Below are 23,340 nucleotides of genomic sequence, written 5' to 3'. Positions count from 1 at the left end.
TTCATGGTTAACCGTCAATTAATCATGAAAAAAAGCAGACAAGTGTAATTGCAAAAAAAGAATTAAGTATGCTATTATCTTAGTTATTCGGTTTTAATAATTGTAAAAAAATTATTGAACGTAAGGGGGAAAGACTGGCGAAAATCCAGCACTGTCCCGCAACTGTAATTGGTAAAACTTACCATAAGTCAGAATGCCCACCGATTATTAACCATGTTATTAAATTTATCTGCGAGGCACAGATGATGGTACTAAAACAGCACGTTTTCTTGTTCTATAATCATAATCACTGGTTAGATTATCAGTAGTAAACTGAAAAAATATTAAAAATAAGATCATTCTTCGTCCCAAAAATATGACCCTCAGTACTTTTTAGGATAGAAGAACCTTCATAGTAATCATTGCTAATCTTAGTAAAATAGTCACAAACTTTGTCGTTAATGCTTAGTTATGCCAAATATTAAGTTAGTTTAGTAATTGTCCTTAGCCTTTTTGTCCCTTGGTAGAAAATTATAGGCGACTCAAGGCATATCGCTACCCCAAACCCCGATAGAGGATGACAATAAATTAACTTTGCACAGAATTTTTGACTATACCCCATTTTTAAGATAGTCAATGGATTGCACATTTGCCTATGACCCATAGGAATAAAAAGGTAGTGGAAAAATTACTATACTTTTCTCCTGCTTACAAATATTTCCTATCTTGGCGTAACTTCGTGGTGCAAAAAAATCAAACACTGCCGTATATCTTCATACGGTTAAATTCACCTATCCATTATTTCAATAATTAATCTCACCATCCATGACAAATACATCACATAAACTGACTACCGTAACCTTAGGATACCCTCGCATCGGCGAAAAAAGAGAAGTAAAAAGAGCCTTAGAATCCTACTGGGCAAAGAAAAGTAGTTCTGATGAACTTCTTAACACCATTGAAAACATCGAAAAATTAAACTGGCAGAAACAAATAGATGCAGGGCTTGATTTAATTGCCGTGGGCGATATGACCCTGTATGATCATGTATTAGATTGGACTGTTTATCTGGGTTTAATTCCCTCTCGTTTTCAATCTTTTACTGGTTTACAACAATATTTTGCCATGGCAAGGGGCGCTGATGGTATTCTGGCCCTAGAAATGACTAAATGGTTTGATACCAACTATCATTATCTTGTCCCTGAAATTGAAGCTAGTTGTCAACCCCAAGCTAATTTTGACGGCTTTTTGCGTCAGGTAAAACGAGGACAAAATATTTTAGGTAAACGTACTAACCCAATTATCCTTAGCCCTGTAACTTTGGTTGCCCTGAGTCGATATGAGGGAAGTTTACTAGAAAATGTGGAAAAATTATTACCTCTATATCAATCTTTGTTAGAGGATTTAAAGGGTTATGGCATTGAAGAAGTACAAATTCATGAGCCAATTTTAGTTACCAACGAAACTCCAGAGGTAAAACAAGCTACTATCAAAACCTATGACATTCTTAGTCAAGTAGGTTTACCTATCAATTTAGTTACCTACTTTGAGGATTTGGGTAATAACTACAATTGGGTTGTCAATTTACCTGTAAAAGCCATTAGTCTCGATTTTACGAGGGGTAATAACCTAGAGTTACTCAAACAGCATGGATTTCCTATCGATAAACGTTTAGGCGTAGGCATTGTGGATGCCCGTAATGTCTGGCAAGTAAATTATACAAAAGTGCAGAATGTCTTAAACTCCGTTAAAGAAGTAACCACAAATATTAGTATTCAACCTTCGGCTTCCTTGCAGTTTGTGCCTTTGGATGTGGAAAAAGAACTTAATTTACCCGCGCCCCTTAGAAATGTACTCAGTTTTGCTCAACAAAAATTAATTGAGTTAAAAATGCTTTCTGGGGAAGGAAATGAGCAGTTTTGGCAACAAAAGGCTGACCATTGGACATCGTTTAAATCTTTTGCCCCCCATAGTGCGGTGGTGCAAGAAAAAGTTAACGGTTTAACTACCCAAGATTTTGATCGCACCTTATCATATCAAGAAAGAATCAAGGAACAAATACAGTTACCTATTTTCCCCACTACTACCATTGGCTCTTTTCCTCAAACTAAAGAAGTGAGAAGGTTACGACTCAATTATAAGAAGGGAGAATTAAGTTTACAAGAATATCAAGAGGCTATTGACAAGGAAATAGCTGAGTGTATCAAGTTACAAGAGGATATTGGCTTGGATGTGTTGGTACATGGAGAATTTGAACGTACTGACATGGTAGAATTTTTTGGACAAAAGCTGTCTGGTTTTGCTTTCACTGAGTCGGGCTGGGTACAAAGTTATGGTAGTCGTTATGTACGTCCCCCCATTATTTTTGGAGATGTGGAAAGAAGTGAAGCCATGACGGTAAGAGAGTTTAAGGTGGCTCAATCCCTGACAGATAAACCCGTTAAAGGTATGTTAACCGGCCCTGTAACCATGTTAAATTGGTCTTTCCCCCGCTCAGATATTTCCCGTAAACATCAGGCTTTACAAATCGGTTTGGCACTGCAAAAAGAAGTGGCTGATTTACAAGAAGCTGGAGCGTTAATTATTCAAATGGACGAACCTGCTTTTCGAGAAGGATTACCCCTCAAAACTGCTCTCTGGGCTGATTATTTGACTTGGGCAGTGGATGCTTTTCGGTTAGCAACGGCGATCGCCCGTCCTGTAACACAAATACATACTCATATGTGTTATTCAGAGTTTGGAGACATTATCAAGGATATTGAAAGACTAGATGCCGATGTTATTTCCATCGAAAATAGCCGTAGTAATAATCGCACCCTTGAGGAAGTAACCACCGCAGGATATAAACACCAAATCGGGAATGGAGTCTATGATATTCATAGCCCCGTAGTACCTTCTACCGCACAAATGGTAAAACAGTTAGAAGAAGGAGTGAAAAACCTACCTTTACAACAGATTTGGGTAAATCCAGACTGTGGTTTAAAAACCCGTCACTGGGATGAAGTTATTCCCGCCCTGAGTAATATGGTAGAGGCGACTAAAATTATTCGTCAAAAAGCCGAGGAGTTAGCTTCTAAATAAAAGACATTAGGCAGTAGGGGCTTAATATATTAAGCCAAGTCCGATTTATAAACTATATACTTATTGTTTTGGCAATGGGCTTAAACCCATTGTTTGCTTTATTAGTACACTTTTATTTACGGATTTAATATTAAGTCCTTACAAGGGTTAGGTTTTAGCAATTTAAAGGAAAGTAGAGGGATGCTGTAAAATAATCATACCAGAGTGATATTTCCTCAAATACTATGACATCGAAAACAACCCCCGCCGTATCATCTATTATCGGTTTAGCCCGTGCAAGTTTACAACAATCCCTTTCTTGGTATGCCAGTAGTCGCCGTCACTGGAATTATCCCCCAGATGCTAAGTTGCAAGGGGCGGTAAAGGATGATTTGCGTAACCTCAAAGGGGCATTGGAAAAGTTAGAGCAACAGGTAATTAAGGTATCAGCTTTTGGGTTGGTTAGTCGTGGTAAATCCACCGTGATTAATGCTCTTTTGGGGGAAGATGTTTTGGCTACGGGGGCGATAAATGGGGTGACAAAATGGCCCAAGTCCATTCGTTGGCAACCTCCCACGGGCAAGGTAGAAATTGAGTTTATTGATACCCCAGGATTAGATGAGATTGATGGGGAAAGTAGGGCGCAAATGGCGAGGGAAGTTAGTCGTCAGTCTGATTTAATTTTATTTGTGGTGGCAGGGGATATTACGAGGACAGAATATTTGGCTTTGTTGGAGTTACGCCGTTTTCAAAAGCCTTTGTTGTTGGTGTTTAATAAGGTGGATTTGTATCCTGAGGCGGATATTAAGAGTATTTATGACCAGTTACAGCAGTTGAGTAATGAGACAAATCAGCCTTTGTTTACCCCTGATGAGGTGGTGATGGTGGCGGCACAGCCACAACCCATTAAGGTAAGGGTGGAGTTGCCTGATGGTACTTTAAGGGAGGAGTGGGAGCATTTGCCGTCTCAGGTGGATAGTTTGAAGGAAAAAATTTTGCTCATTCTCAATCGGGAGGGTAAGGCGTTACTGGCTTTAAATGCCCTCTATCAGGCTAGGGGTGCCCAAGAAAATATCGCCCATAAAACTGTGGCTTTACGAGAGAAGGAGGCGGAAAAGATTATCTGGCAATATGCAAAATATAAGGCTTTGATAGTGGCGGTTAACCCCATTGCCCTAGTGGATTTGATGGTAGGGGCGATCGCCGATTTGACTATGATTAGAGCTTTGGCAAGGTTATATGGTTTACCTATTACCAGCTATGAGGCGGGGAAGTTGTGGCAAACCATTGTTAAAAGTTTACTTAGTTTGATGGTGGCAGAAGTTGTCACGATGGTGATGTTGGGTTTTGCGAAAACGGGTACGGCTATTAATAGTTTGTGGGAAAATCCTGCTAATTTTACGGCTTTTGCAGGGGCGGGGTTAGCCCAAGGAAGTATTGCTGGATATGGCTCTTATGTAGTAGGTAAAGCAGCACAGGTGTATTTAGAAAATGGTTGCACTTGGGGAAGTTTTGGCACTTCTTCGGTAATTAAGGAAATTATGGCTCAAGTACCGGCAGATTCAATTATTGCTCGATTAAGGAGCGATTTGTCATAAAAAACACCCCTAAATAATTTTAGAGATGTTTTATGGATGTTTATTCAAAATTAGTTAAACTTCTGAACCTATTTTTGAATTTTGGGAGGCTCACGGAAGGCAACAGCAAAGAATAGAACTGAAATCATCATTGCTAATACAAGAATATATGCAACACTTTCCATAATTTTTTTTCCTCAATTGATTATAAGATTTACTTAAAATGAAATCAGGATAGTATTCAATAAATAAAACCCTGACTTCATCTTAACAATTAGGCAGACTCACTGCGGGTACGGGTAGATTTGTCTCCCACTTTTTGGAATAAGCCCCATTCTACCTGTTCTGGATCTAAGTCTGGGTCAACCCCAGCGAATACATCACGGAATAAGGTACGAGCTCCATGCCAAATGTGACCGAAGAAGAACAACAAGGCGAAACAAGCATGACCAAAAGCAAACCAACCACGGGTGCTAGTACGGAATACACCATCGGAGTTGAGGGTTTCAATGTCAAACTCAAAGGGTTCACCTAATTGAGCTTTACGGGCATAACGTTTTACGTCTAGGGGATCTGAGAAACTTTGACCATCTAAGTTACCACCCAAGAAGGAAACGGTAACGCCAGTTTGTTCTACACTAAGGGCTGATTCAGCACGACGGTAAGGAATGTCTGCACGAACTACGCCATCAGAGTCACTTAACACGACGGGGAAGGTTTCAAAGAAGTTGGGAAGACGACGAACGGTTAATTCTCTGCCTTCTTTGTCAAAAAATACGGGGTGTCCAGACCAACCCTGGGCAATACCATCACCTTTATTCATAGGACCAGTACGGAATAAACCACCTTTTGCGGGGCTGTTTCCTACATAGTCGTAGAAGGCTAGTTTTTCGGGGATAGATTCCCAAGCCTGTGCAGGGGTTGAACCCTGGGCGATCGCACTTTGGACACGACGTTGAATTTCTTGTTGGTAATAGCCTTGATCCCACTGATAACGGGTAGGACCAAACAATTCTACGGGGGTAGTGGCACTACCATACCACATAGTTCCAGCTACGATGAAAGCAGCGAAGAATACGGCGGCAATACTACTAGAAAGTACGGTTTCAATGTTACCCATACGAAGAGCTTTATAAAGTCTTTCGGGGGGGCGTACACTGAGGTGGAACAATCCAGCAATGATACCTACAACCCCTGCGGCGATATGGTGAGCAACTACACCACCAGGGTTAAAGGGGTTAAACCCAGCAGGTCCCCATTCAGGGGCGACAGGTTGCACATGACCAGTCAGGCCATAGGCATCGGATACCCACATTCCTGGACCCCATAAACCAGTTAGGTGGAATGCACCAAAACCGAAGCATAGGATTCCAGATAGGAATAAGTGAATACCAAACATTTTGGGTAAATCCAATGCAGGTTCACCCGTACGAGAATCGGTAAATAGTTCTAAATCCCAATATACCCAGTGCCATACGGCTGCTAGGAATAATAAACCAGAGAGGACGATATGGGCGATCGCAACTCCTTCAAAAGACCAAAATCCGGGGTTAACACCAGTTTCTCCAGTGACACTCCAGCCACCCCAAGAACCTGTTACACCTAAACGAGCCATGAAAGGTAGTACAAACATACCTTGTCTCCACATGGGGTTTAAAACAGCATCGCTAGGATCAAAAACTGCTAACTCATAAAGAGCCATAGATCCAGCCCAACCTGCTACTAATGCGGTGTGCATTAAGTGAACAGAGATTAGGCGACCTGGATCGTTAATTACTACTGTGTGTACTCGATACCAAGGTAGTCCCATTGACTACGCGCCTCCTATTGTGTTAATCGTTTTTTTGCTTGGATATTATTAGTTTACTATATCCTTTATATGTTTTTAGGGTCTCCAATCGTTATTTTCAACAATCTTCTACCCTTATATACTTGATTTTATTTTTAGTTATTTTCTGACAATAACTATTATTAAAAAAAATTATACCATAGGGGGTTATCAATTTTATGGCGTTGCTGATTTTAGATATAATTTGTCTGCTATGTGGGCAATGGTGATAATATCTCAAATACTGATTTATCTGAACAATTCCGTCACACCATGATTAAATAATATCCTTTCCCTCTTGCTCCATATCATTTTCTCACTTGAGCAAGAATTAGACCAAACCATTTTTTCTCATCCGTCCAACACTCAACAGTATTTAAACCATGGGATTTTAAAAACCCTTCCATGGTGTCTAGGTCAAATTTACGAGAAATTTCCGTGAGGATAAAGTCATTATCGGTGAAATCTACTGTCAAATCAAGACTTTCAAGAGATACCTGATGTTTTTGATGACAATGTAAATACATCTCAATTTGATTTAACTCTTGGTTATAAATCGCCTGATGAGTCCATAGGTTAGGGTCAAAATTGCCTTCAAATCGATGGTTAAGGTGGGATAGTATATTTAAGTTAAACTCTGCTGTAACACCCAAAGAGTCGTTGTAAGCCTTTTCTAAAATGGCGACGGGTTTTTGTAAGTCCACCCCCAACAGAAAGTAATCTCCCTCCTCTAGTACCTCTGCTATCTCCGTAAAGAGGCGATCGCACTCTACCATAGTAAAGTTACCGAGGGTACTGCCCAAAAAAACCACCATTCTTGAAGATAATTCCTTGGGCGGTAAATGCAATAAAGCCTGTTCATAGGTACCCACCAAACCCAAAATGGACAGGAGGGGGTATTCTTTTTCTAGCTGTAAAGAGCTATGCTTGAGCATTTCTCCGCTCACATCAATGGGAATATAACGCCAAGGTTTGCCCATATTTTCATAGGAAGATAATAGTAATCTGGTTTTGGTTGAACTACCACTACCCAACTCTACCAATTCACTAATACCCGTTAAACAAGCTATTTCTGGGGAAGCGGTTTTTAAAATTTGTGTTTCGGTGCGGGTAGGATAATATTCTGGCAAATCACATATTTTCTCGAATAATAGTGAGCCAGTGCGATCGTAAAAATACTTCGGAGGTAATACCTTCGGATTACTGCCTAAACCGTTAATAACATCTTCGCCATTGTCTTGAATCGGGGAGATATTCGGTAAATACTTGATCTCTACTTTTTCCCTTTGATTAGCAAATAACATGAACAAAAAAACTTTTAAATAATGGCTATGGCAATTTTAGCCCAAACAGTTCCCTTAAGATATTGAAGCCTAGCAAAAATCATTAGCAGCCAATTATTAGACAATAAAAGGCTTCTCTTGCCAATCAACAATCCATCCCTGTTCATTAAGATATTTTAATAACTTAGTGGTAGTCGGTAAATCTTTACAAAACCAATAATGACTTCTACCATCAAAACCCGTATAAGTAATCTGATAATTATAAGCATGACCCAAAGTTTTTAACAGCCCAGGATACTTATATAACTCTCTTTTAATCTCCTTGTCAGAATAAGTAATAATATCGTTTTTCTGAAAATGATATGGTATTTTAACTAATCTTTTAGGTTTCTCCTTAATAACAGGAGGAGGATTTGGACTACTTTTCTTGGGAAATTTTGGACGAAAAGAAAACATTTTATTAATTATTCTTTCACTAACGAGGCAAGAGGAAAAAGTATAAACCTTTCCCCCTTAATATTAACATCAGTGATTAACTTGAATGGGGGAGAAAAGTTAGGCTCAGATTTTAAAACTCTCTTATGCTAGGTTTTCCATCAATAATTTCACCCACCAAAATCACATTGGCTACCCCCACAAATAAACCATTTTCTAATACTCCTGGAATATTATTAATAGTAGCTTCAAGGGTAGTAGGATCTGATATATCATCAAACTTCACATCAATAACTAAATTACCTTGATCCGTGACCACAGGACCTGCCTTTTTAACCCCCATTCTTAAGTCAGGTTTACCGCCCAACTCCTGCAACTTACGCATAACAGGAGTAACAGCCATGGGAATAACCTCTACGGGTAAAAGAAAAGTAGAGCCTAATTTATCTACTAATTTGCCACTATCCACCACCACAATAAATTCTTTGGCAAGACTATCAACCACTTTTTCACGGGTATGGGCAGCACCACCACCTTTAATCAGGTTTTTTTGAGGATCAACTTCATCCGCCCCATCAATGGCAACATCGATATGATCAATAGCATCTAAAGTAGTTAGGGGAATACCATATTTTTTTGCCAATACTTCCGCCTGAAAAGAAGTAGGTACTCCCACAATATTTTTAAGATCTCCACTGGCTAGTCTTTCCCCAATGTATTGAATAGCAAAAGCCGTGGTCGAACCTGTACCTAACCCTACAATCGAGTCAGATTTAACCCTAGCAGCGGCAGCTTTACCAACTTCTTGTTTCATTAAAGTAACTGGATCTGTGGTCATAATTATCTTTTAATTTTTAAATTAATAGTCAATGCTCAATTATCAGGGATCAACCATTCATTAGGCAAATATTTTCTTTATGGATGAAATCTGGCAGCAATATCACACATTTATCTAAAAGACTTGGTGCAAAATCCACACCTTGTTATTAAATTTATCTTAATGAGGCTGTGCTAAATTTAGACTATAGATTAGTAAAACGGAGCAATTTATGCCTTTTACCATTGATTCAGCCAGAAACATTTTTCCCAGTACCCTTTCCGCCGATGCAGTTCCTGCCACTGTCGCCCGATTCAATCAACTTAATGCAGAGGATCAACTTGCATTGATTTGGTTTGCATATTTAGAAATGGGTAAAACGATCACCATTGCAGCTCCGGGAGCAGCTAGTATGGTGTTAGCTGAGGCTACCCTTGAAGAAATCAAAAAAATGAGTTTTCAAGAACAATCTCAGGCCATGTGTGACTTAGCTAACCGTGCGGATACTCCTTTATGTCGTACTTATGGGGGATGGTCTCCTAATATTAAATTAGGTTTTTGGTATCAGTTAGGTAAATTTATGGAGGAGGGTATCGTTGCCCCCATTCCTGAAGGTTATAAATTATCAGCTAACGCTAATTCAGTTTTAAATACCATTAAGGGTTTGGAATCTGGTCAACAGATTACTGTTTTACGTAATGCGGTGGTTGACATGGGTTGTGATGTTAGCAAGTTAGAGAATTATACCCCTGTATCTGAACCTGTTGCTCCTCCTAAGGATATGCAACAAAGAACTAAGGTTTCCATTGAGGGTGTTACCAATAAAACTGTCCTTGACTATATGGACAATCTCAATGCCAATGATTTTGATACTTTAATTACTTTATTTACTCCTGATGGAGCGCTTCAACCTCCTTTCAAACGTCCTATTGTGGGTAAGGAAAATATTTTCCGTTTCTTCCAAGAAGAATGTCAAAATCTTAAGTTAATTCCTGAAAGAGGTATTACTGAACCTGCAGACGATGGATATACTCAAATTAAGGTTACTGGTAAGGTACAAACTCCTTGGTTTGGTGGTAATGTAGGTATGAATATTGCTTGGCGCTTCCTTATCAATCCTGAAGGTAAAATATTCTTCGTTGCGATCGATTTACTTGCTTCTCCTAAAGAGTTATTAAACTTAATTCGTTAATATTTCTTTTTTCATCTAGTAGATAAAAGGGTTTTCTTTTCTTGGGAAACTCTTTTTTGCATGGTAATTATTATACTTATAAACTATGGGGCGATCGCCCTAAATTACTGTTAATAGGGAAATTTGCAAATAATAAATACACATTATAACTACTATAAATACGATGTTTATGGTAGTTCATCTATTTTTTCAATCCCTTCATAAATATCTTTTAAGTTCACTTTTATTGATATGGAATTTAAAGTTAATGTGTTGTTAATATTTTCAAGAATATTTAATGACCATTGTTGATCACTATTTCTATGGTAACTCATTACTAAGGGTTTTTCTGGGTCAACTAAAATGTATTCTTGCAAAGAGTGTAAACTACGGTAATATTCAAATTTGCGACCTAAATCATAATCTCTAGTAGAGTTAGATAAAATTTCAATGATAATAATAGGATTGGTTACGGTAGTTTTATTTTCGCCATGATATTCAGGATTTTGGGCTATCACCATCACATCGGGATAGGTAAACATTTTGTGTTGGGCTATCCATAAACGGACATTTTCAATAAAAACAGGATAGTTTTTTCCTTTTAATGCCAATCTGAGGGCGATGTAAATATTTCCCGTGACTAGATTATGATTTGTTGTGCCTCCTGCCATTTCTAATATCTCCCCATCTATGTACTCATGTCTAACTTCTGCCTGACTTTCTAATTCTAAATATTCCTCGATGGTGTATTGCTGTTTGGTGAGTTGGGCAACCATAGTTATATTCTCCCTTGTCTCTTTTATCGATTATAAGCTGATTTTAGATATGATTTCTCATTTAGGCAGGGAACAGGGAACGGGGAACAGGCAACGGTAATAATATTTTGACGTCTCAATTTTTAATGTCATTCAATTATATTTCATACCATGATTAAGCAATGCCTTATAAAGTGGTAAGGGTGAGCAATGCCCACCCCCATAATTTATTAATTAGCTGTTGCTAGTAGTCCACTATGTCTTAATAATGCTTCGGTTTGGGGTTCTCTTCCTCGGAATTGTTTAAATACTTCCATGGGTGATAAACTACCGCCTAATCCTAGTACAGTATCACGGAAACGTTTACCGATAAGGGCGATCGCACTTTCATCCTCTAAATCAACTTCCTCAAAAGCCGAGAAAGCGTCAGCACTAAGCACTTCAGCCCACTTATAACTATAATAACCAGCAGCATAGCCCCCCGCAAAAATATGCCCAAAAGCACATAAAAATTTATCTTCAGGTAAAGGAGACATCACCATGGTTTTCTCTGCCAACTTCCTTGCCACATCATGGGGTGAAACCTCATCACTAGGGGAATAACGGGCGTGTAACTCCAAATCCAACAAACTAAAATGTAACTGTCTTAACATCCCCGTGGCGCTCATATAATTTTTAGAAGCCACCAATTTTTCATAATAGTGAGTGGGTAAAGTTTCCCCAGTCTCATAGTGTTTCGCCATGCCAAACAAAGTGCTTTTTTCCAAACACCAATTTTCCATAAACTGACTAGGTAACTCCACCGCATCCCATTCCACATTATTGATGCCAGAAGCCCCGATATAGTCAATTTTAGTTAACATATGTTGTAAACCATGCCCAAACTCATGGAAAAGAGTTTCTACCTCCCCAAAAGTCATCAAACTGGGTTTACCATCCACAGGGGGAGACTGATTACAAGTAAGATAAGCCACAGGTAAACGGGTAGTTACAATCCCATTTTCCTCAATCCTTGCCCTACCAACACAATCATCCATCCATGCACCCCCTCTTTTTTCCGCAGGGCGGGAGTAGGCATCAAGGTAAAAATAAGCCATGGTTTCGTTACTCTCATCCGCCACCTGAAAATATTTCACATCCTTATGCCACACAGGCGCTAACCCATCCGCAGGGGTAATATTCACTCCAAAAATCTTCTTAGCTAAACCAAATAAACCATCCAACACCCTCTCAAGGGAAAAATAAGGGCGTAACTCTTCCTCAGTAAAATTAAACTTAAATTCCCTTTGTTTTTCAGCCCAGAAACTCACATCCCAAGGCTTCAAATCCTCAGTTTTCGCAAAAGCCTTTAACTCTTGCAACTCCTCTTTTGCCACATCATAACTAACCACCCTCAACTCTTCTAAGAGTTTCTCCACTGCTTCCACACTGTCAGCCATCTTACGGGCGAGACTAACTTCTGCGTAGTTATCGTAACCTAAAATATCTGCTTGTTCTTGTCTGAGTCTTAAAATCTTGTTAATCAAGGGATTGTTATCCGTATCTCCCTCACTAGCACGGGTAACAAAAGCACGGTAAACCTTTTCCCTTAAATCTCTGCGGGTACTAAATTTAAGGAAAGGACCAAAACTAGGATAATCTAATGTGATAATCCAGGGGCCTTTTTCAGCAGTGGCCTCTTCTTCTCCTTCCATTCTTGCGGTTTGGGCAGCTAAACTCAATAAACTAGCGGGTAAACCGTCCACGTCTTCGGGGGTTGTTAACTTTAACTGAAAAGCCTTGGTAGAATCTAAAACATTATTGGAGAATTTTGTGGATAACTCTGCTAGTTGTAACTGAATTTCATTGAAACGCTCTTTTTTTTCACCCTCAAGGGCAACCCCAGACAATTCCGCTTCTTTGATAGCAGACTCGATAATTCTCTGTTGGGCGGATTCTAGTTTTTCCCAATCATCACTGGCTTGGATTTTGGTAAAACCTTCATAGATAGGCTTACTCTGACTTAATCTACTAGCAAACTGTACTAATTTTGGCTGTACGGTTTCGTAAGCGGTGCGCAATTCTGGGCTGTTTTTTACTCCCATCAAATGCCCGATAATACCCCAACTCCAACGCAATCTTTCTTCAATGTCGTTAAGTGGGTTTACTAATGCTTCCCATGTAGGGGTTATATTTTCTTCTAGCTTAGTTAATTCTGTCTCTAATTCGGTTAATAATTCTTCTATGCCTGGCACGATATGCTCAGGTTTGATGTCTGCAAAGGGGGGTAATCCTTTGCCAATTAGGAGGGGATTTTTTACCGCTGTTGTGGTCATATTTTAATTTCTCTTAATATCTCTTTACATTCAATATTAAGGGATTTGGGGGTTTGTTTGGGTGTAGATTGCCCTACACAATTTGAAAATCAAAAGTTATTATATATAAAACTTAATAGCAATAAAATATATTGATATGAAAGAAAATTTTAAAGATTCAGAAATTAAGCATTTTATTAAACTGAAAAAGAAGTATAAGGCACAAGCCCATAAAAGTGAGTCACTATCTAGCCCTCTGTATCCCATTCTTATAAAAATTGATTCAGACGAAAAACTCATGAGAAAAAATCATCATCAAAATACAGCCGATGTTGACGCAATTGATGAGATTCAATGGCTAGAGGATCATAGGTTATATGAAACTTTAGTGATTTATTACGAAAAGCTATATGAAAAGACCAAAAAGACTTGGATTATCACACAAATATGTGGATGTTTGCGAAAGCTCGGAAATCCTGAAGAAGTTCTTAAATTAACTGATGAGTTCTTAAAGAAAAAAGTCTATGCTGATGCACGGGTAAAAAGTGCTATTTTAACGACAAGAGGGGGAGCATTTCTTGATTTAGGCAATTTATCAATGGCTGAACAGTGTGGATTAGAGGCTATGAAGCTATATGAAAGTTATCAAGCGCATTTTTTCTTAAGCAATGTATATGCCAAAAAAAAAAGTGAACAGGATAAAAGTGACGAAAATTTTATTAAAAGTGAAGAACATTTTAAACGTGGAACGGAGATAAAAGATCGGATTGATCGGAGAAGAAAGAAATAGCGCAAAAATCAAGATGAGCAATATTAATCAAGACTCTTAGATTTAGGTGGGCAATGCCCACCGTACATTTATTTTACAAACAAAGGCATTACTTCAGCCGCAGTTAATAAACCATTGATACCTTTCTCTCTTAATTTTACACCTGCCTTGAGATAACCAAAAGCCGGACCACATACATTAGCTGCCATGCTAGTTTCATCCCCAAGGGTGAAGGTATGGGCGGAGATTTTGCCCTCGAAGGTGCGCCCTGTAATTTTTACATTGGTGCTGATGGGTTTTTTGGGGTTACGGGTATCGACAACACCCCCTACAGATACCTGAGTGCGATCGCATATACCCGCTAGTTCTAACATAATATCATCGGCGTGTTCCATGTTTTCGAGGGTTAAAATGCCGTTGGTTTTATCCAAAAATGCTTCTACCTCCGCATCAGTCATGGCGTTGGCTTTATCTACGTCAAACCCTGGCATATGGGCAATATCTTCACGGATGGTGGCACGGTAGGCTTCCCAATTAGCAATACCTACCCCAAAGGTAATTTTAACATTATGAATTTCGGCAAAACTTTGGGCAGCAACGGCGGCGGCGGCGGTTAATAATCCGGGGGTGGCACCACAGCCAGTAAGATAGGTAATACCAGCTTTTTGCAGGTCGTCTTTTAGGGCTAATAACTGTTCTACGGCGCTGGTACGTTTGAGTGCATCTACTAATACCCCTTGCCAACCACTTTTAATAAATTGACGGGTAACGTCTGCCATAAACGTATTGGGTAAGTTGGGCAAAGCGAGGAAATAACCATCTACATCAGCTTTATTAATTAATTCTTCGATGCTGTTATCACTAATTACCCCACCTTCTGCATATCCTGTAGAGCCTTTTTCGTGGTAGGTGTGAATTAATTGATCAATATCTAACCCTGAGTTATTGTAAGCGTATCCGTGGCGATCGGCAACGGCTACTAATTCCATTTCTGATTTAGGTTGTAATATTCTTCCTGCGGCTTGTCCTAATCCGCCAAAACCCAATAATCCTACTCTAATCTTGTTATTCATAAAATATTTACTTTACACAGTCAAGATTTAATCATAATATTTTCTGAGTCATTTTTATGTTTTGGGCTATGTCCCCGTTAAAAAACTTGACTTTCGGTGCAAAATTTTTGTAAAAGTTAAACCCTTAACCTTAAAATGGGGAAATTGTAAACTATCAATCACTAACTATGTTCAAAATCGAACTACCAAAAATCCCTTCCCAATCTTGGCAATGTGAAATCGGTAAAACATGGGATAATCCCTATACTGTACGCTACGAAAGTAATTTGGATGATGGGCCAAACCATGGGATGCCTTTGGGGGGTTTTGGGGCTGGTTGTGTTGGTAGGGCGCCTAGTGGTGATTTTAATTTGTGGCACATTGATGGAGGAAATCACACTTTTCAGAGTATTCCTGCTTGTCAGTTTGCGGTATTTGAACATCCAGAAGGGGAAGATGCCCAAGTTTATGCCCTGAGTACCAATGCGCCTGAAGATGGTAGTTTATCGAGTTGGTCATGGTATCCTCAAGGGAAGGGTACATACTCAGCGTTATATCCCCGTAGTTGGTTTAGTTATGAAGGGGTTTTTAAATCCCAGTTGGTGTGTGAGCAATTTTCCCCCGTATGGGCAGGGAATTATCAAGAGTCAAGTTATCCTGTGGGGGTGTTTGAGTGGAGTATTCATAATCCCACTGATAAGCCTATAACGATTAGTATTATGGTTTCTTGGCAAAATACGGTGGGTTGGTTTACCAATGCTATTAAGTCACCGACGGTAAAGGTGAGGGATGATGGTAGTCCTGAGTATGATTATCAACCATGTTTGGGTAATAGTACGGGTAATCTGAATCAATGGATACAGGATGGATTTAGGGTTGGTTGTTTATTTGACCGCATTAGGCTTGAGGATGAGCCTATGGAAGGGGAAGGACAATGGGCGATCGCAACGACAACAAATCCTAGTTTAGAGGTATTTTATCATACCCGTTGGAATCCTAAGGGAGATGGGAGCGAAATTTGGGATAGATTTGCTATGAATGGCTCTCTACCAGACTTTCAAGACGAAACCCCCGCCGAACCGGGGGAACAAATTGCGGGGGCAATGGCGATCAGATTTACTATTCGCCCCGGGAAAACGAAAAAAATTCCTTTCATTTTGGGGTGGGATTTTCCTGTAACGGAGTTTGCCCAAGGAGTTAACTATTTTCGTCGCTATACAGACTTTTTTGGACGCAACGGGCGTAATGTGTGGTCAATGATTCGCACGGGGTTAAAACACCATGATATGTGGCAGAACAAGATTAAATTATGGCAAGAGCCGATTTTAAATCGTTCTAATCTTCCTGATTGGTTGAAGATGGCTCTGTTTAATGAATTATATTTACTTACCCAAGGGGGTACATTGTGGACGGCTGCCACGGAGGATGATCCTGTGGGTCAATTTGGGGTGTTAGAATGTATTGATTATCGTTGGTATGAAAGTTTGGATGTGCGTTTGTACGGCTCTTTTGGACTTTTGCAACTTTTCCCCCGTCTGGAAAAATCGGTGATGGAAGCGTTTTCTCGTGCAATTCCCACGGCGGATGATACTCCCCGTATTATCGGTTATAACGGTGCTTCAGCGATTAGGAAAGCAAAGGGGGCAACTCCCCACGATTTAGGTGCGCCCAATGAGCATCCTTGGCAAAAAAGCAACTATACCAGTTATCAAGATTGCAATTTGTGGAAGGATTTAGGTTCGGATTTTGTGCTGTTGGTATATCGGGATTATCTTTATACGGGCAAAAATGATCAGGATTTCCTCTGGGAATGTTGGGATAGTGTGGTGGAGACTTTGCACTATGTCAAAGGGTTTGACCTTGATAATGATGGTATCCCTGAAAATTCGGGAGCGCCTGATCAAACTTTTGATGATTGGCGCCTACAGGGTATTAGTGCCTATTGTGGTGGTTTATGGATATGTGCGCTAGAAAGTGCGATCGCCATTGGTAATATCTTATTAGATAATCCCCCCGTAAATCCTGCCTTGGAAAAGGAAAACGCTAGGGAAAATATTGAAGGTGCGATCGTCCTTTTCCGTCAATGGTTACATCAGTCAAGGGCAATTTACCACGATACCCTCTGGAATGGGGAATACTATAACCTAGACAGTAAGAGCGGTTCAGATGTCGTAATGGCAGATCAACTTTGCGGACAGTATTACGCCCAACTGTTGAAGTTACCCGATGTGGTGGAAAAGGAATATGTCACCGCCACCCTGCAAAAAATCTATGATGCTTGTTATCTTAAGTTCCATAACGGCACTCTCGGCATCGCCAACGGGGTTAAACCCGACGGAAGCCCAGAAAAGGAAAATGATACCCACCCCCTCGAAATTTGGACGGGAATTAACTATGGTATCGTTGCTTTTATGATTCTTAATGGCATGAAAGAAGAGGGTTTACAGGTAGCCGAAACGGTGGTTAACCAGGTGTATAGTAATGGTTTACAATTCCGTACTCCCGAAGCGATTACGGCGGTTAATACCTTCCGCGCTAGTCACTATTTACGGGCGATGGCGATTTGGGCTATTTATCAGGCTTTGAGTTAGGGCATAAAGATTAATTGGAAATTAAGATTTGAAATATGTAAATAAATATATTATTAAGATCAAATTTAGTATGTGATCTTAATAAATTAGGAGTTTTTTATGAGTAGTGATTGGTTAAATAACAACAAAATATATTTTTACATACCTCAAAAATATTGGCCTAACGATGGAATACCAACTGAACCTAATATTTATTGGCACAATTTTGGAGGTGGAATTACTCCAACTGTATATGCTTGGAATGTCCAAACCTATCAATATTTACAAGCGGAAGGTTTACCCTGCGAAATGGTAGGAAATATTCCTGATCGGGGAATTATTTTCGCCTCTCGAGTACATATTCCTGAAAATTTTCGGCCAAATTCTCAACAACTTGTGATTTGTCTGAAAGCTGAAAATAATATCCATCCCTATGCACAAATTCATATTGTAGGAAATAATCAAGATATGGAATCAAATACTATGTTATTTGGTGATCAGTATTTATTTCCAGGAGAAAAATACTACATACCCCATTGGCCGCAGCCTGGTTTAATTCCTAGAAATAGTAATAGAAAAAATACTTTTAAAAATGTAGCTTTTCTAGGAGAATCAAGAAATTTAGATTCTCAGCTACAAACACTATCTTGGGAAAATAAACTCAATCAAATGGGATTAAAATGGTACTTAATTGATCGAGATCGTCGACATTGTTGGCATGATTTTTCATATATAGATGTTATTATTGCCGTGAGAGATTTAAGTGGAAAATCTTACTTTCAGTGGAAACCAGCACTTAAACTTTATAATGCATGGTTAGCAGGTGTTCCAGCGATTTTAGGGAAAGAATCAGCTTTTCAACATGAAAGAAAAAATGCACTAGATTATATTGAAGTTAATTCTTTAGATGAAGTTTTAGTGGCTCTAAAGTTACTAAGAGATAACTCAGACTTACGCCAAGAAATGATTGAAAATGGTTTTAAACGTGCTCAAGAATACTCGTCAGCTATTATTGTAACTAATTGGAAAAATTTAATAGAAAAAAAACTAATTCCAGCATATTTATACTGGTGTAATAATCCCCTATATCGTAAGAATTTTTTGCTACGTCGAAAACTTGCAATTAATACTCGTCCTACTCGAAAAAAATTACAAAAATTAAGAAACAAAATAGGAATTAGAACTAAAATTAGTAATTTATTATCCAACTTTCATAATTAATTGTAATTTTAATATGTCTTTCGATCATTTCATTGGATTAATTTTAAGGATATAAAAAATATGTAACTAGTACCATAATTCAGAAATCAAATCATAATGCCCCGCTTGATCGGGTGGAAAATTTCCCCCTTCAATTCTCTGAATAATATTTGGTAAAGCCTTAATAAATTCAGGACTTCTATCTTTGGGATGAATAGTCCAAGCTCTTTTATCGGCCAAAACCCCCCGCCAAAAATTGTTCTTCTCTAATTGTTTAGACACCATTACTTCCCACGAGTCTAACTTTCCTTTCTGAAAAATGTAATTTAATAATGTTTGTAATTTAGTAGGCAACTTTTCCATAAACTTTTGTCGGTAAGGTCGCCAAATAATCGGTAAAGGTAACAACTTATCAAAAGTTTTTTTATTAATTAAATATGCTCTACTACCAAAAAACTTAAACTTATAAAAACCATCCATATCATATTCATAACTTTGTTTTTGATACATTGTGTTATCTTCTAATGGAGGCCCCGTCAGAGGACGAAAAGACATAATTTCTGGATGTTTTTCTGATAGTTTAATTGCCTCGTGTATCCAACAAAAATCTTGATTTTGATATAAGAGCATATCACTATCAAAATGTAACATATAGTCTGTTTTAGGTTCTTCTATGGTGAATACAGTTCCTAAAATTGGATAACCTTTATAGTTATGACTCTGATGCAAAGGGAAGCCAAAATGCTTTTGATAGACTTTACGGCGATATTCGTCATCATAATTAATATCAACAACCCTATCAACTATTCCTTTCTCTAACAGTTCTTGAGTATTTTTTCTTAATTGTTCCATTGTACCCACCCCCGGACGATTTACCTTATCCCCTGATAATGGGGCTGTATCAACCGCCAAAACCTTTTCTGTAAAAGGAAAATTACTCATTCTGATTAAATGAGGAATTGTGAACATCATGAAGGGAATATCTGTTCTAGCAACCAAAATCCAAAGGGAGCAAGTGGGAGAATTCATATGAAAATTACCTATTGAAAAAGGTTGAAAAGTTAAAGAATTGATTAGTAAATGCTAGCCTATCAAATTTATTTAGTCAACATAATTCGTGATATGATAAAGTCTCATATATTTCATATCTTAGATTAGAGAGAATATTTTCTATTTTTTCGTAGTCAACTCAAAACTTTTTTCTAAAATAGGAATGGTTTGCCCGGAAACACTATAAACTAAAGCCTCTTTATACAATCTTTGGGCGGTATTATCTTGTAAATTAGCTGAACCTTTGCTAGTGATTACTGCCCCTTGGGTGCAACGAAAAGCTAAGTTGATGGCTTTTGCTCTTAAAGTTAGTTTCTGCTGAGGAGTTTTTGATGGATTTTCGATTTCTGTCAAGATATTTTCTTTCAAATTATTTAATTCTGTGGTTAATTTTTCGTAATTAAAAAATACTGATTCAAGTTCTAGTTTATCGGCATTTTCTTTTATTAAATCAAGGCTTGCCATGGCACAACCAAGGGCAAAAGCACTATTATTTAATACTTGTTTTTCACTATCTTTAACAATAGTTTGGGGAGGATTTATTCTAATAATATCATCATGATGAATATACCATTTTTCCATGGTTGCACTGACGGTATTAGTTGATGCCATTGCCCCTAATCTCATGGTTTTATTAATGGTTATTTTGCCTCCATTTTTGTTGGTACTAGCAAAAGGTGCGATCGCATATAATTCTCTACCATCCTCTAAAATGGCTCCCACCACAAAATGCTCAAAAATATTAAATCCTGTAATCCAAAAAATGTTTCCTGTCAATCGATAACCTTTTTCATCAACTACTGCCCGTAAAGGAGGATTTTTTAAACGACGCAAATGGGAAAAAGCGACCCCACAAAAACTTAATCCTTTAGCAATTTTTGGTAAATATCTTTGTTTAATAATTTCGTTTTCAGATGAAGATAATATTCCTACCGCTGTTTGATGTTGTGCTTGTAAAAAAGCTAAAGCCCCTGAATATTTTGCCATCATCATTTTAGATGTGAAAAAGTCTCTTTTATTAACCTGTAAACCGCCCCACTCGACGGATAATTTTAAACTTAACCATAAAGGATTCTCATTTGCTATGGCAGAAAAAACTTGTCTTAATAAATCTGAATTTTGATCTAAATTATTGGCTATTTTTTGATCAATATTTTTGTATAAATAATTATGTAAATCCTTTTCAATGTTGATATTTTTATTTAAATCTTGTTTAATTATATTATTCTCATAAACTGAAATTAATTGTATTCTTTTATCAAAAATCCCTCTTTCTTCCCCTTTTTCCTTCTGTACTTCTTTTATTTCTTCTTCATTCAATTCATACACTTTTATTATTGCAGATAAAACTTCATAAACATCTGCTATTTCATCTATTAAATCTTTAGTATTATTTGCTTCTAAAACTTCGTAAACTTCCTCTAATAATTTATTTTTTAATGATTGTTTATATTCCCTAACGGAAAGTTTTTTTATTTCACACTGTTTATTATTATTTTTAATAATTTCAGGAATTTTATCTCGAATAAGTTTGTTATATATAGTCATTGATAATTTTATTTTAGAGAAATTAGACAATAATTGTAGATTATTTAACCAGTAAATTTTAGGCTAAAAAAATTATAATAAAAATGAATAACAGCACTAGCACTATGCTTACGGTGGTTAAAGCCGACTTTCCGCACTTCATTTTGTCACAAATAAAATGACATAAACAAGATGAGCTATTTGTAATGGTTTGAGTAAAATTTATCTTTAATGTCTTTTTCTCTGCTATTTTACTCTTGGACTATTTCTATGTTTTTCCACCACAAACCTATGCCATCAATTTTTTTTATGTTGTAATGGCTCTTATTTTTGTTGATGTTTTCCTAACTATTAAGGTTTTTTATTGATAATATTCACGACATTTTGCTGGTAAATATTCTAATATTTCTTCTCTATCTTTATTCATATTTACGATTCTTTCTTCTTTATTTATTTTTGCCAGATAGATTCCTTGAAAGCATTGGAATATCCATCTCATTGTTACTTTTTCTGTTCTTTTTCCTAATTGGTTTCTCAATCCTACTTTTCTTCTTTTTAATTCTTTTCTCATTTCTCTTTGAGCTAGGTTATATATCAATAAGCTCAAGGACATTAACCATAATATCCCTTCCAATCTCTCTACCTTTTTTACATAAAAACTCTCGGTAAAAAATAAAGGATTCTTTAAAAATCTAAATCCTCTTTCTACTTTTTGTTGTTGTTTATATTCCCATAGTATTTCCCATGGTTTTAATCTTTCTTCCTCCATTACATTGGTTGCTAAGATAAATCTTCCTGCTTGATTTTTCTTTTTTTCTATTTCTTCTTCCTTCTCTTTTACCACTATACTTACTTCATATTTTCCTTTCTCTTGTCTTCTAATTTCTTCTATTTCTAACTCATAATATTTAAACCTTTTACTCTTTTTCTTTATTTCTCGTTCACATTCTTTTTTATCGCACCACAATTTTCTAGATATTCTCTTTTTCTCTTTTTCTACTTCCTCTTTTTCTAGGGGAATTGCTTTTCTTATTTTTTTAAGATCACTTTCTTTTCTTTTTTTATTTTCTACTACTAACCATCTCTGGTTTATTCCCCCATAGTTTTCCTTGATTATTTTCCATTCATAACCTCTTTCTTTCAATTCTTGTTCTTGCTCATTTTCTATCTCTGTCCATAATATTTCTTCTTTTTCTACTAATTCTCTCCCTTTTTTTACTGTTAATGGTACTCTTGTTATCCATTTCATTTCCCCTAGTAATTGGATATTCTCTTGACTATATAAGGCACTATCACATACTGTTATGCTCTCTATTTCTATACTTTTCTTATACTCTTTTACTATCTTGACAAATTCTTTTTTATCACTTTGATTTCCTTGTCCTGATTTCATCCATAATGGTATTTCTCCGTCCCCTGATACTATTAAATTTAATACACATTGTTTTAAATCTGGACGATTATCTCTTGAATACCCATGACATATTTTGATGGTTTTTCTATTTTCTTCTTCTTCTTCATTCTCATATTTACCATCCACATGAAATGATGTGGAATCTAAGTGATGATAATTACTTTTTATTTGATATTTTTTTATTACTTCTATGACTATTTCTATGAACAAATTGCTTAGTCCATATTCGTATAGTTCATCTAAACTTCTCCCTAATTTGTCATCATTTAAGTATTCTTTTTTTACTTCTTTTCCTAGTAATTTTTCTATTGCTTTATCGTTAAAAAACTCTGAAAATAGGTACAATGGCTGAGATACAAAACCCAAGGCATTGAGAATCATTGCCTTGACTACTAATCCTTTACTAATTTTTTCTGTCGGATAGGATGGTAGTTTTTTGTTGATAATCTCTACAACTCCTACCTCGTCTACTATTCCAGCTATTATACCTAAATGATCAATATTTTCTATTTCAATGTTTATTGATTCAGACATTTTCCTAGACTTATCTTAAGATTAA

17 protein-coding genes and 1 riboswitch are annotated in these 23,340 nt (G+C 37.3%); of the genes, 6 read left to right on the top strand and 11 right to left on the bottom strand.

The features are described from left to right. The first annotated feature begins 71 nt into the window (after positions 1–71). Positions 72–219: riboswitch (cobalamin riboswitch) on the top strand. 585 nt (positions 220–804) lie between these two features. Together metE and ACXITR_RS06825 are read left to right on the top strand one after the other, a co-directional pair. Beyond that, positions 805–3,060, top strand: coding sequence for a 5-methyltetrahydropteroyltriglutamate--homocysteine S-methyltransferase (metE, locus tag ACXITR_RS06830; protein WP_457996487.1), 2,256 nt, complete (start codon positions 805–807; stop codon positions 3,058–3,060). 224 nt (positions 3,061–3,284) lie between these two features. Further along, positions 3,285–4,637, top strand: a complete 1,353-nt coding sequence (locus tag ACXITR_RS06825; RefSeq protein WP_457996486.1) for a DUF697 domain-containing protein — start codon at positions 3,285–3,287, stop codon at positions 4,635–4,637. A gap of 68 nt (positions 4,638–4,705) precedes the next feature. Here the strand turns inward: ACXITR_RS06825 and ACXITR_RS06820 are convergent, their stop codons facing one another. The 5 genes from ACXITR_RS06820 to rpiA all read right to left on the bottom strand — a co-directional run bounded on the left by ACXITR_RS06820 (position 4,706) and on the right by rpiA (position 9,006). Further along, a complete protein-coding gene (locus tag ACXITR_RS06820; protein ID WP_069790288.1) occupies positions 4,706–4,801 on the bottom strand; it encodes a photosystem II reaction center protein T in 96 nt (31 codons plus the stop codon). Positions 4,802–4,890: 89 nt separating this feature from the next. Beyond that, complete coding sequence (psbB, locus tag ACXITR_RS06815) at positions 4,891–6,426, bottom strand: photosystem II chlorophyll-binding protein CP47 (RefSeq protein WP_457996485.1); 1,536 nt, start codon at positions 6,424–6,426, stop codon at positions 4,891–4,893. Positions 6,427–6,752: 326 nt separating this feature from the next. Then, positions 6,753–7,748, bottom strand: a complete 996-nt coding sequence (egtD, locus tag ACXITR_RS06810; RefSeq protein ID WP_457996484.1) for an L-histidine N(alpha)-methyltransferase — start codon at positions 7,746–7,748, stop codon at positions 6,753–6,755. 96 nt (positions 7,749–7,844) lie between these two features. Beyond that, positions 7,845–8,183 (bottom strand): hypothetical protein, encoded by a 339-nt coding sequence (locus tag ACXITR_RS06805; protein WP_457996483.1) that lies wholly within the window; start codon positions 8,181–8,183, stop codon positions 7,845–7,847. Positions 8,184–8,295: 112 nt separating this feature from the next. Further along, on the bottom strand, positions 8,296–9,006 hold the full coding sequence (gene rpiA, locus ACXITR_RS06800; protein ID WP_457996543.1) for a ribose-5-phosphate isomerase RpiA: 711 nt from the start codon (positions 9,004–9,006) through the stop codon (positions 8,296–8,298). Positions 9,007–9,211: 205 nt separating this feature from the next. On the opposite strand from rpiA, the gene ACXITR_RS06795 reads away from it, so the two are divergent. Next, positions 9,212–10,171 carry an orange carotenoid-binding protein gene (locus ACXITR_RS06795; protein ID WP_457996482.1) on the top strand — a complete coding sequence of 320 codons (960 nt, stop codon included), beginning with the start codon at positions 9,212–9,214 and terminating at the stop codon, positions 10,169–10,171. A 167-nt stretch (positions 10,172–10,338) separates the two neighbouring features. Here the strand turns inward: ACXITR_RS06795 and ACXITR_RS06790 are convergent, their stop codons facing one another. Both ACXITR_RS06790 and ACXITR_RS06785 read right to left on the bottom strand, forming a co-directional pair. Next, the gene (locus ACXITR_RS06790) at positions 10,339–10,926 is read right to left on the bottom strand and encodes a Uma2 family endonuclease (RefSeq protein WP_457996481.1); all 588 of its coding nucleotides are present in this window, start codon (positions 10,924–10,926) and stop codon (positions 10,339–10,341) included. A gap of 209 nt (positions 10,927–11,135) precedes the next feature. Further along, entirely contained in the window at positions 11,136–13,220 is a 2,085-nt protein-coding gene (locus tag ACXITR_RS06785; protein ID WP_457996480.1) for a M3 family metallopeptidase, read from the bottom strand. Between the two features lie 136 nt (positions 13,221–13,356). Here ACXITR_RS06785 and ACXITR_RS06780 point away from each other — a divergent pair, with 136 nt between their 5' ends. Further along, positions 13,357–13,989, top strand: coding sequence for a hypothetical protein (locus tag ACXITR_RS06780; RefSeq protein ID WP_457996479.1), 633 nt, complete (start codon positions 13,357–13,359; stop codon positions 13,987–13,989). A 68-nt stretch (positions 13,990–14,057) separates the two neighbouring features. Here ACXITR_RS06780 and bioU read toward each other — a convergent pair whose 3' ends face one another. After that, positions 14,058–15,041, bottom strand: a complete 984-nt coding sequence (gene bioU, locus ACXITR_RS06775) for a (S)-8-amino-7-oxononanoate synthase BioU (RefSeq protein WP_457996478.1) — start codon at positions 15,039–15,041, stop codon at positions 14,058–14,060. A 167-nt stretch (positions 15,042–15,208) separates the two neighbouring features. Here bioU and ACXITR_RS06770 point away from each other — a divergent pair, with 167 nt between their 5' ends. Both ACXITR_RS06770 and ACXITR_RS06765 read left to right on the top strand, forming a co-directional pair. Further along, the gene (locus ACXITR_RS06770; RefSeq protein WP_457996477.1) at positions 15,209–17,611 is read left to right on the top strand and encodes a GH116 family glycosyl hydrolase; all 2,403 of its coding nucleotides are present in this window, start codon (positions 15,209–15,211) and stop codon (positions 17,609–17,611) included. 99 nt (positions 17,612–17,710) lie between these two features. Then, positions 17,711–18,811 carry a glycosyltransferase gene (locus ACXITR_RS06765; RefSeq protein WP_457996476.1) on the top strand — a complete coding sequence of 367 codons (1,101 nt, stop codon included), beginning with the start codon at positions 17,711–17,713 and terminating at the stop codon, positions 18,809–18,811. Between the two features lie 66 nt (positions 18,812–18,877). Here the strand turns inward: ACXITR_RS06765 and ACXITR_RS06760 are convergent, their stop codons facing one another. From ACXITR_RS06760 to ACXITR_RS06750, 3 genes are all read right to left on the bottom strand, one after another. Then, the gene (locus ACXITR_RS06760; RefSeq protein WP_457996475.1) at positions 18,878–19,819 is read right to left on the bottom strand and encodes a hypothetical protein; all 942 of its coding nucleotides are present in this window, start codon (positions 19,817–19,819) and stop codon (positions 18,878–18,880) included. Positions 19,820–19,960: 141 nt separating this feature from the next. Beyond that, positions 19,961–21,388 (bottom strand): hypothetical protein, encoded by a 1,428-nt coding sequence (locus tag ACXITR_RS06755; protein ID WP_457996474.1) that lies wholly within the window; start codon positions 21,386–21,388, stop codon positions 19,961–19,963. A 340-nt stretch (positions 21,389–21,728) separates the two neighbouring features. Further along, the gene (locus ACXITR_RS06750) at positions 21,729–23,315 is read right to left on the bottom strand and encodes an IS1634 family transposase (protein WP_457996473.1); all 1,587 of its coding nucleotides are present in this window, start codon (positions 23,313–23,315) and stop codon (positions 21,729–21,731) included. Positions 23,316–23,340: the final 25 nt, after the last annotated feature.

The organism is Cyanobacterium sp., assembly GCF_054166785.1.
The sequence above is the reverse complement of the archived record's forward strand: the minus strand, read 5'-3'. Positions and strand labels throughout refer to the sequence as shown.

Bases quoted from the DNA above. Each gene is read 5' to 3' on its own strand.
- ACXITR_RS06790 (WP_457996481.1), bottom strand. From the start codon at position 10,926: ATGGTTGCCCAACTCACCAAACAGCAATACACCATCGAGGAATATTTA.
- ACXITR_RS06825 (WP_457996486.1), top strand. From the start codon at position 3,285: ATGACATCGAAAACAACCCCCGCCGTATCATCTATTATCGGTTTAGCC.
- ACXITR_RS06780 (WP_457996479.1), top strand. From the start codon at position 13,357: ATGAAAGAAAATTTTAAAGATTCAGAAATTAAGCATTTTATTAAACTG.
- ACXITR_RS06765 (WP_457996476.1), top strand. From the start codon at position 17,711: ATGAGTAGTGATTGGTTAAATAACAACAAAATATATTTTTACATACCT.
- psbB (WP_457996485.1), bottom strand. From the start codon at position 6,426: ATGGGACTACCTTGGTATCGAGTACACACAGTAGTAATTAACGATCCA.
- ACXITR_RS06755 (WP_457996474.1), bottom strand. From the start codon at position 21,388: ATGACTATATATAACAAACTTATTCGAGATAAAATTCCTGAAATTATT.
- egtD (WP_457996484.1), bottom strand. From the start codon at position 7,748: ATGTTATTTGCTAATCAAAGGGAAAAAGTAGAGATCAAGTATTTACCG.
- metE (WP_457996487.1), top strand. From the start codon at position 805: ATGACAAATACATCACATAAACTGACTACCGTAACCTTAGGATACCCT.
- ACXITR_RS06795 (WP_457996482.1), top strand. From the start codon at position 9,212: ATGCCTTTTACCATTGATTCAGCCAGAAACATTTTTCCCAGTACCCTT.
- ACXITR_RS06785 (WP_457996480.1), bottom strand. From the start codon at position 13,220: ATGACCACAACAGCGGTAAAAAATCCCCTCCTAATTGGCAAAGGATTA.
- ACXITR_RS06760 (WP_457996475.1), bottom strand. From the start codon at position 19,819: ATGAATTCTCCCACTTGCTCCCTTTGGATTTTGGTTGCTAGAACAGAT.
- ACXITR_RS06820 (WP_069790288.1), bottom strand. From the start codon at position 4,801: ATGGAAAGTGTTGCATATATTCTTGTATTAGCAATGATGATTTCAGTT.
- bioU (WP_457996478.1), bottom strand. From the start codon at position 15,041: ATGAATAACAAGATTAGAGTAGGATTATTGGGTTTTGGCGGATTAGGA.
- ACXITR_RS06770 (WP_457996477.1), top strand. From the start codon at position 15,209: ATGTTCAAAATCGAACTACCAAAAATCCCTTCCCAATCTTGGCAATGT.
- ACXITR_RS06805 (WP_457996483.1), bottom strand. From the start codon at position 8,183: ATGTTTTCTTTTCGTCCAAAATTTCCCAAGAAAAGTAGTCCAAATCCT.
- ACXITR_RS06750 (WP_457996473.1), bottom strand. From the start codon at position 23,315: ATGTCTGAATCAATAAACATTGAAATAGAAAATATTGATCATTTAGGT.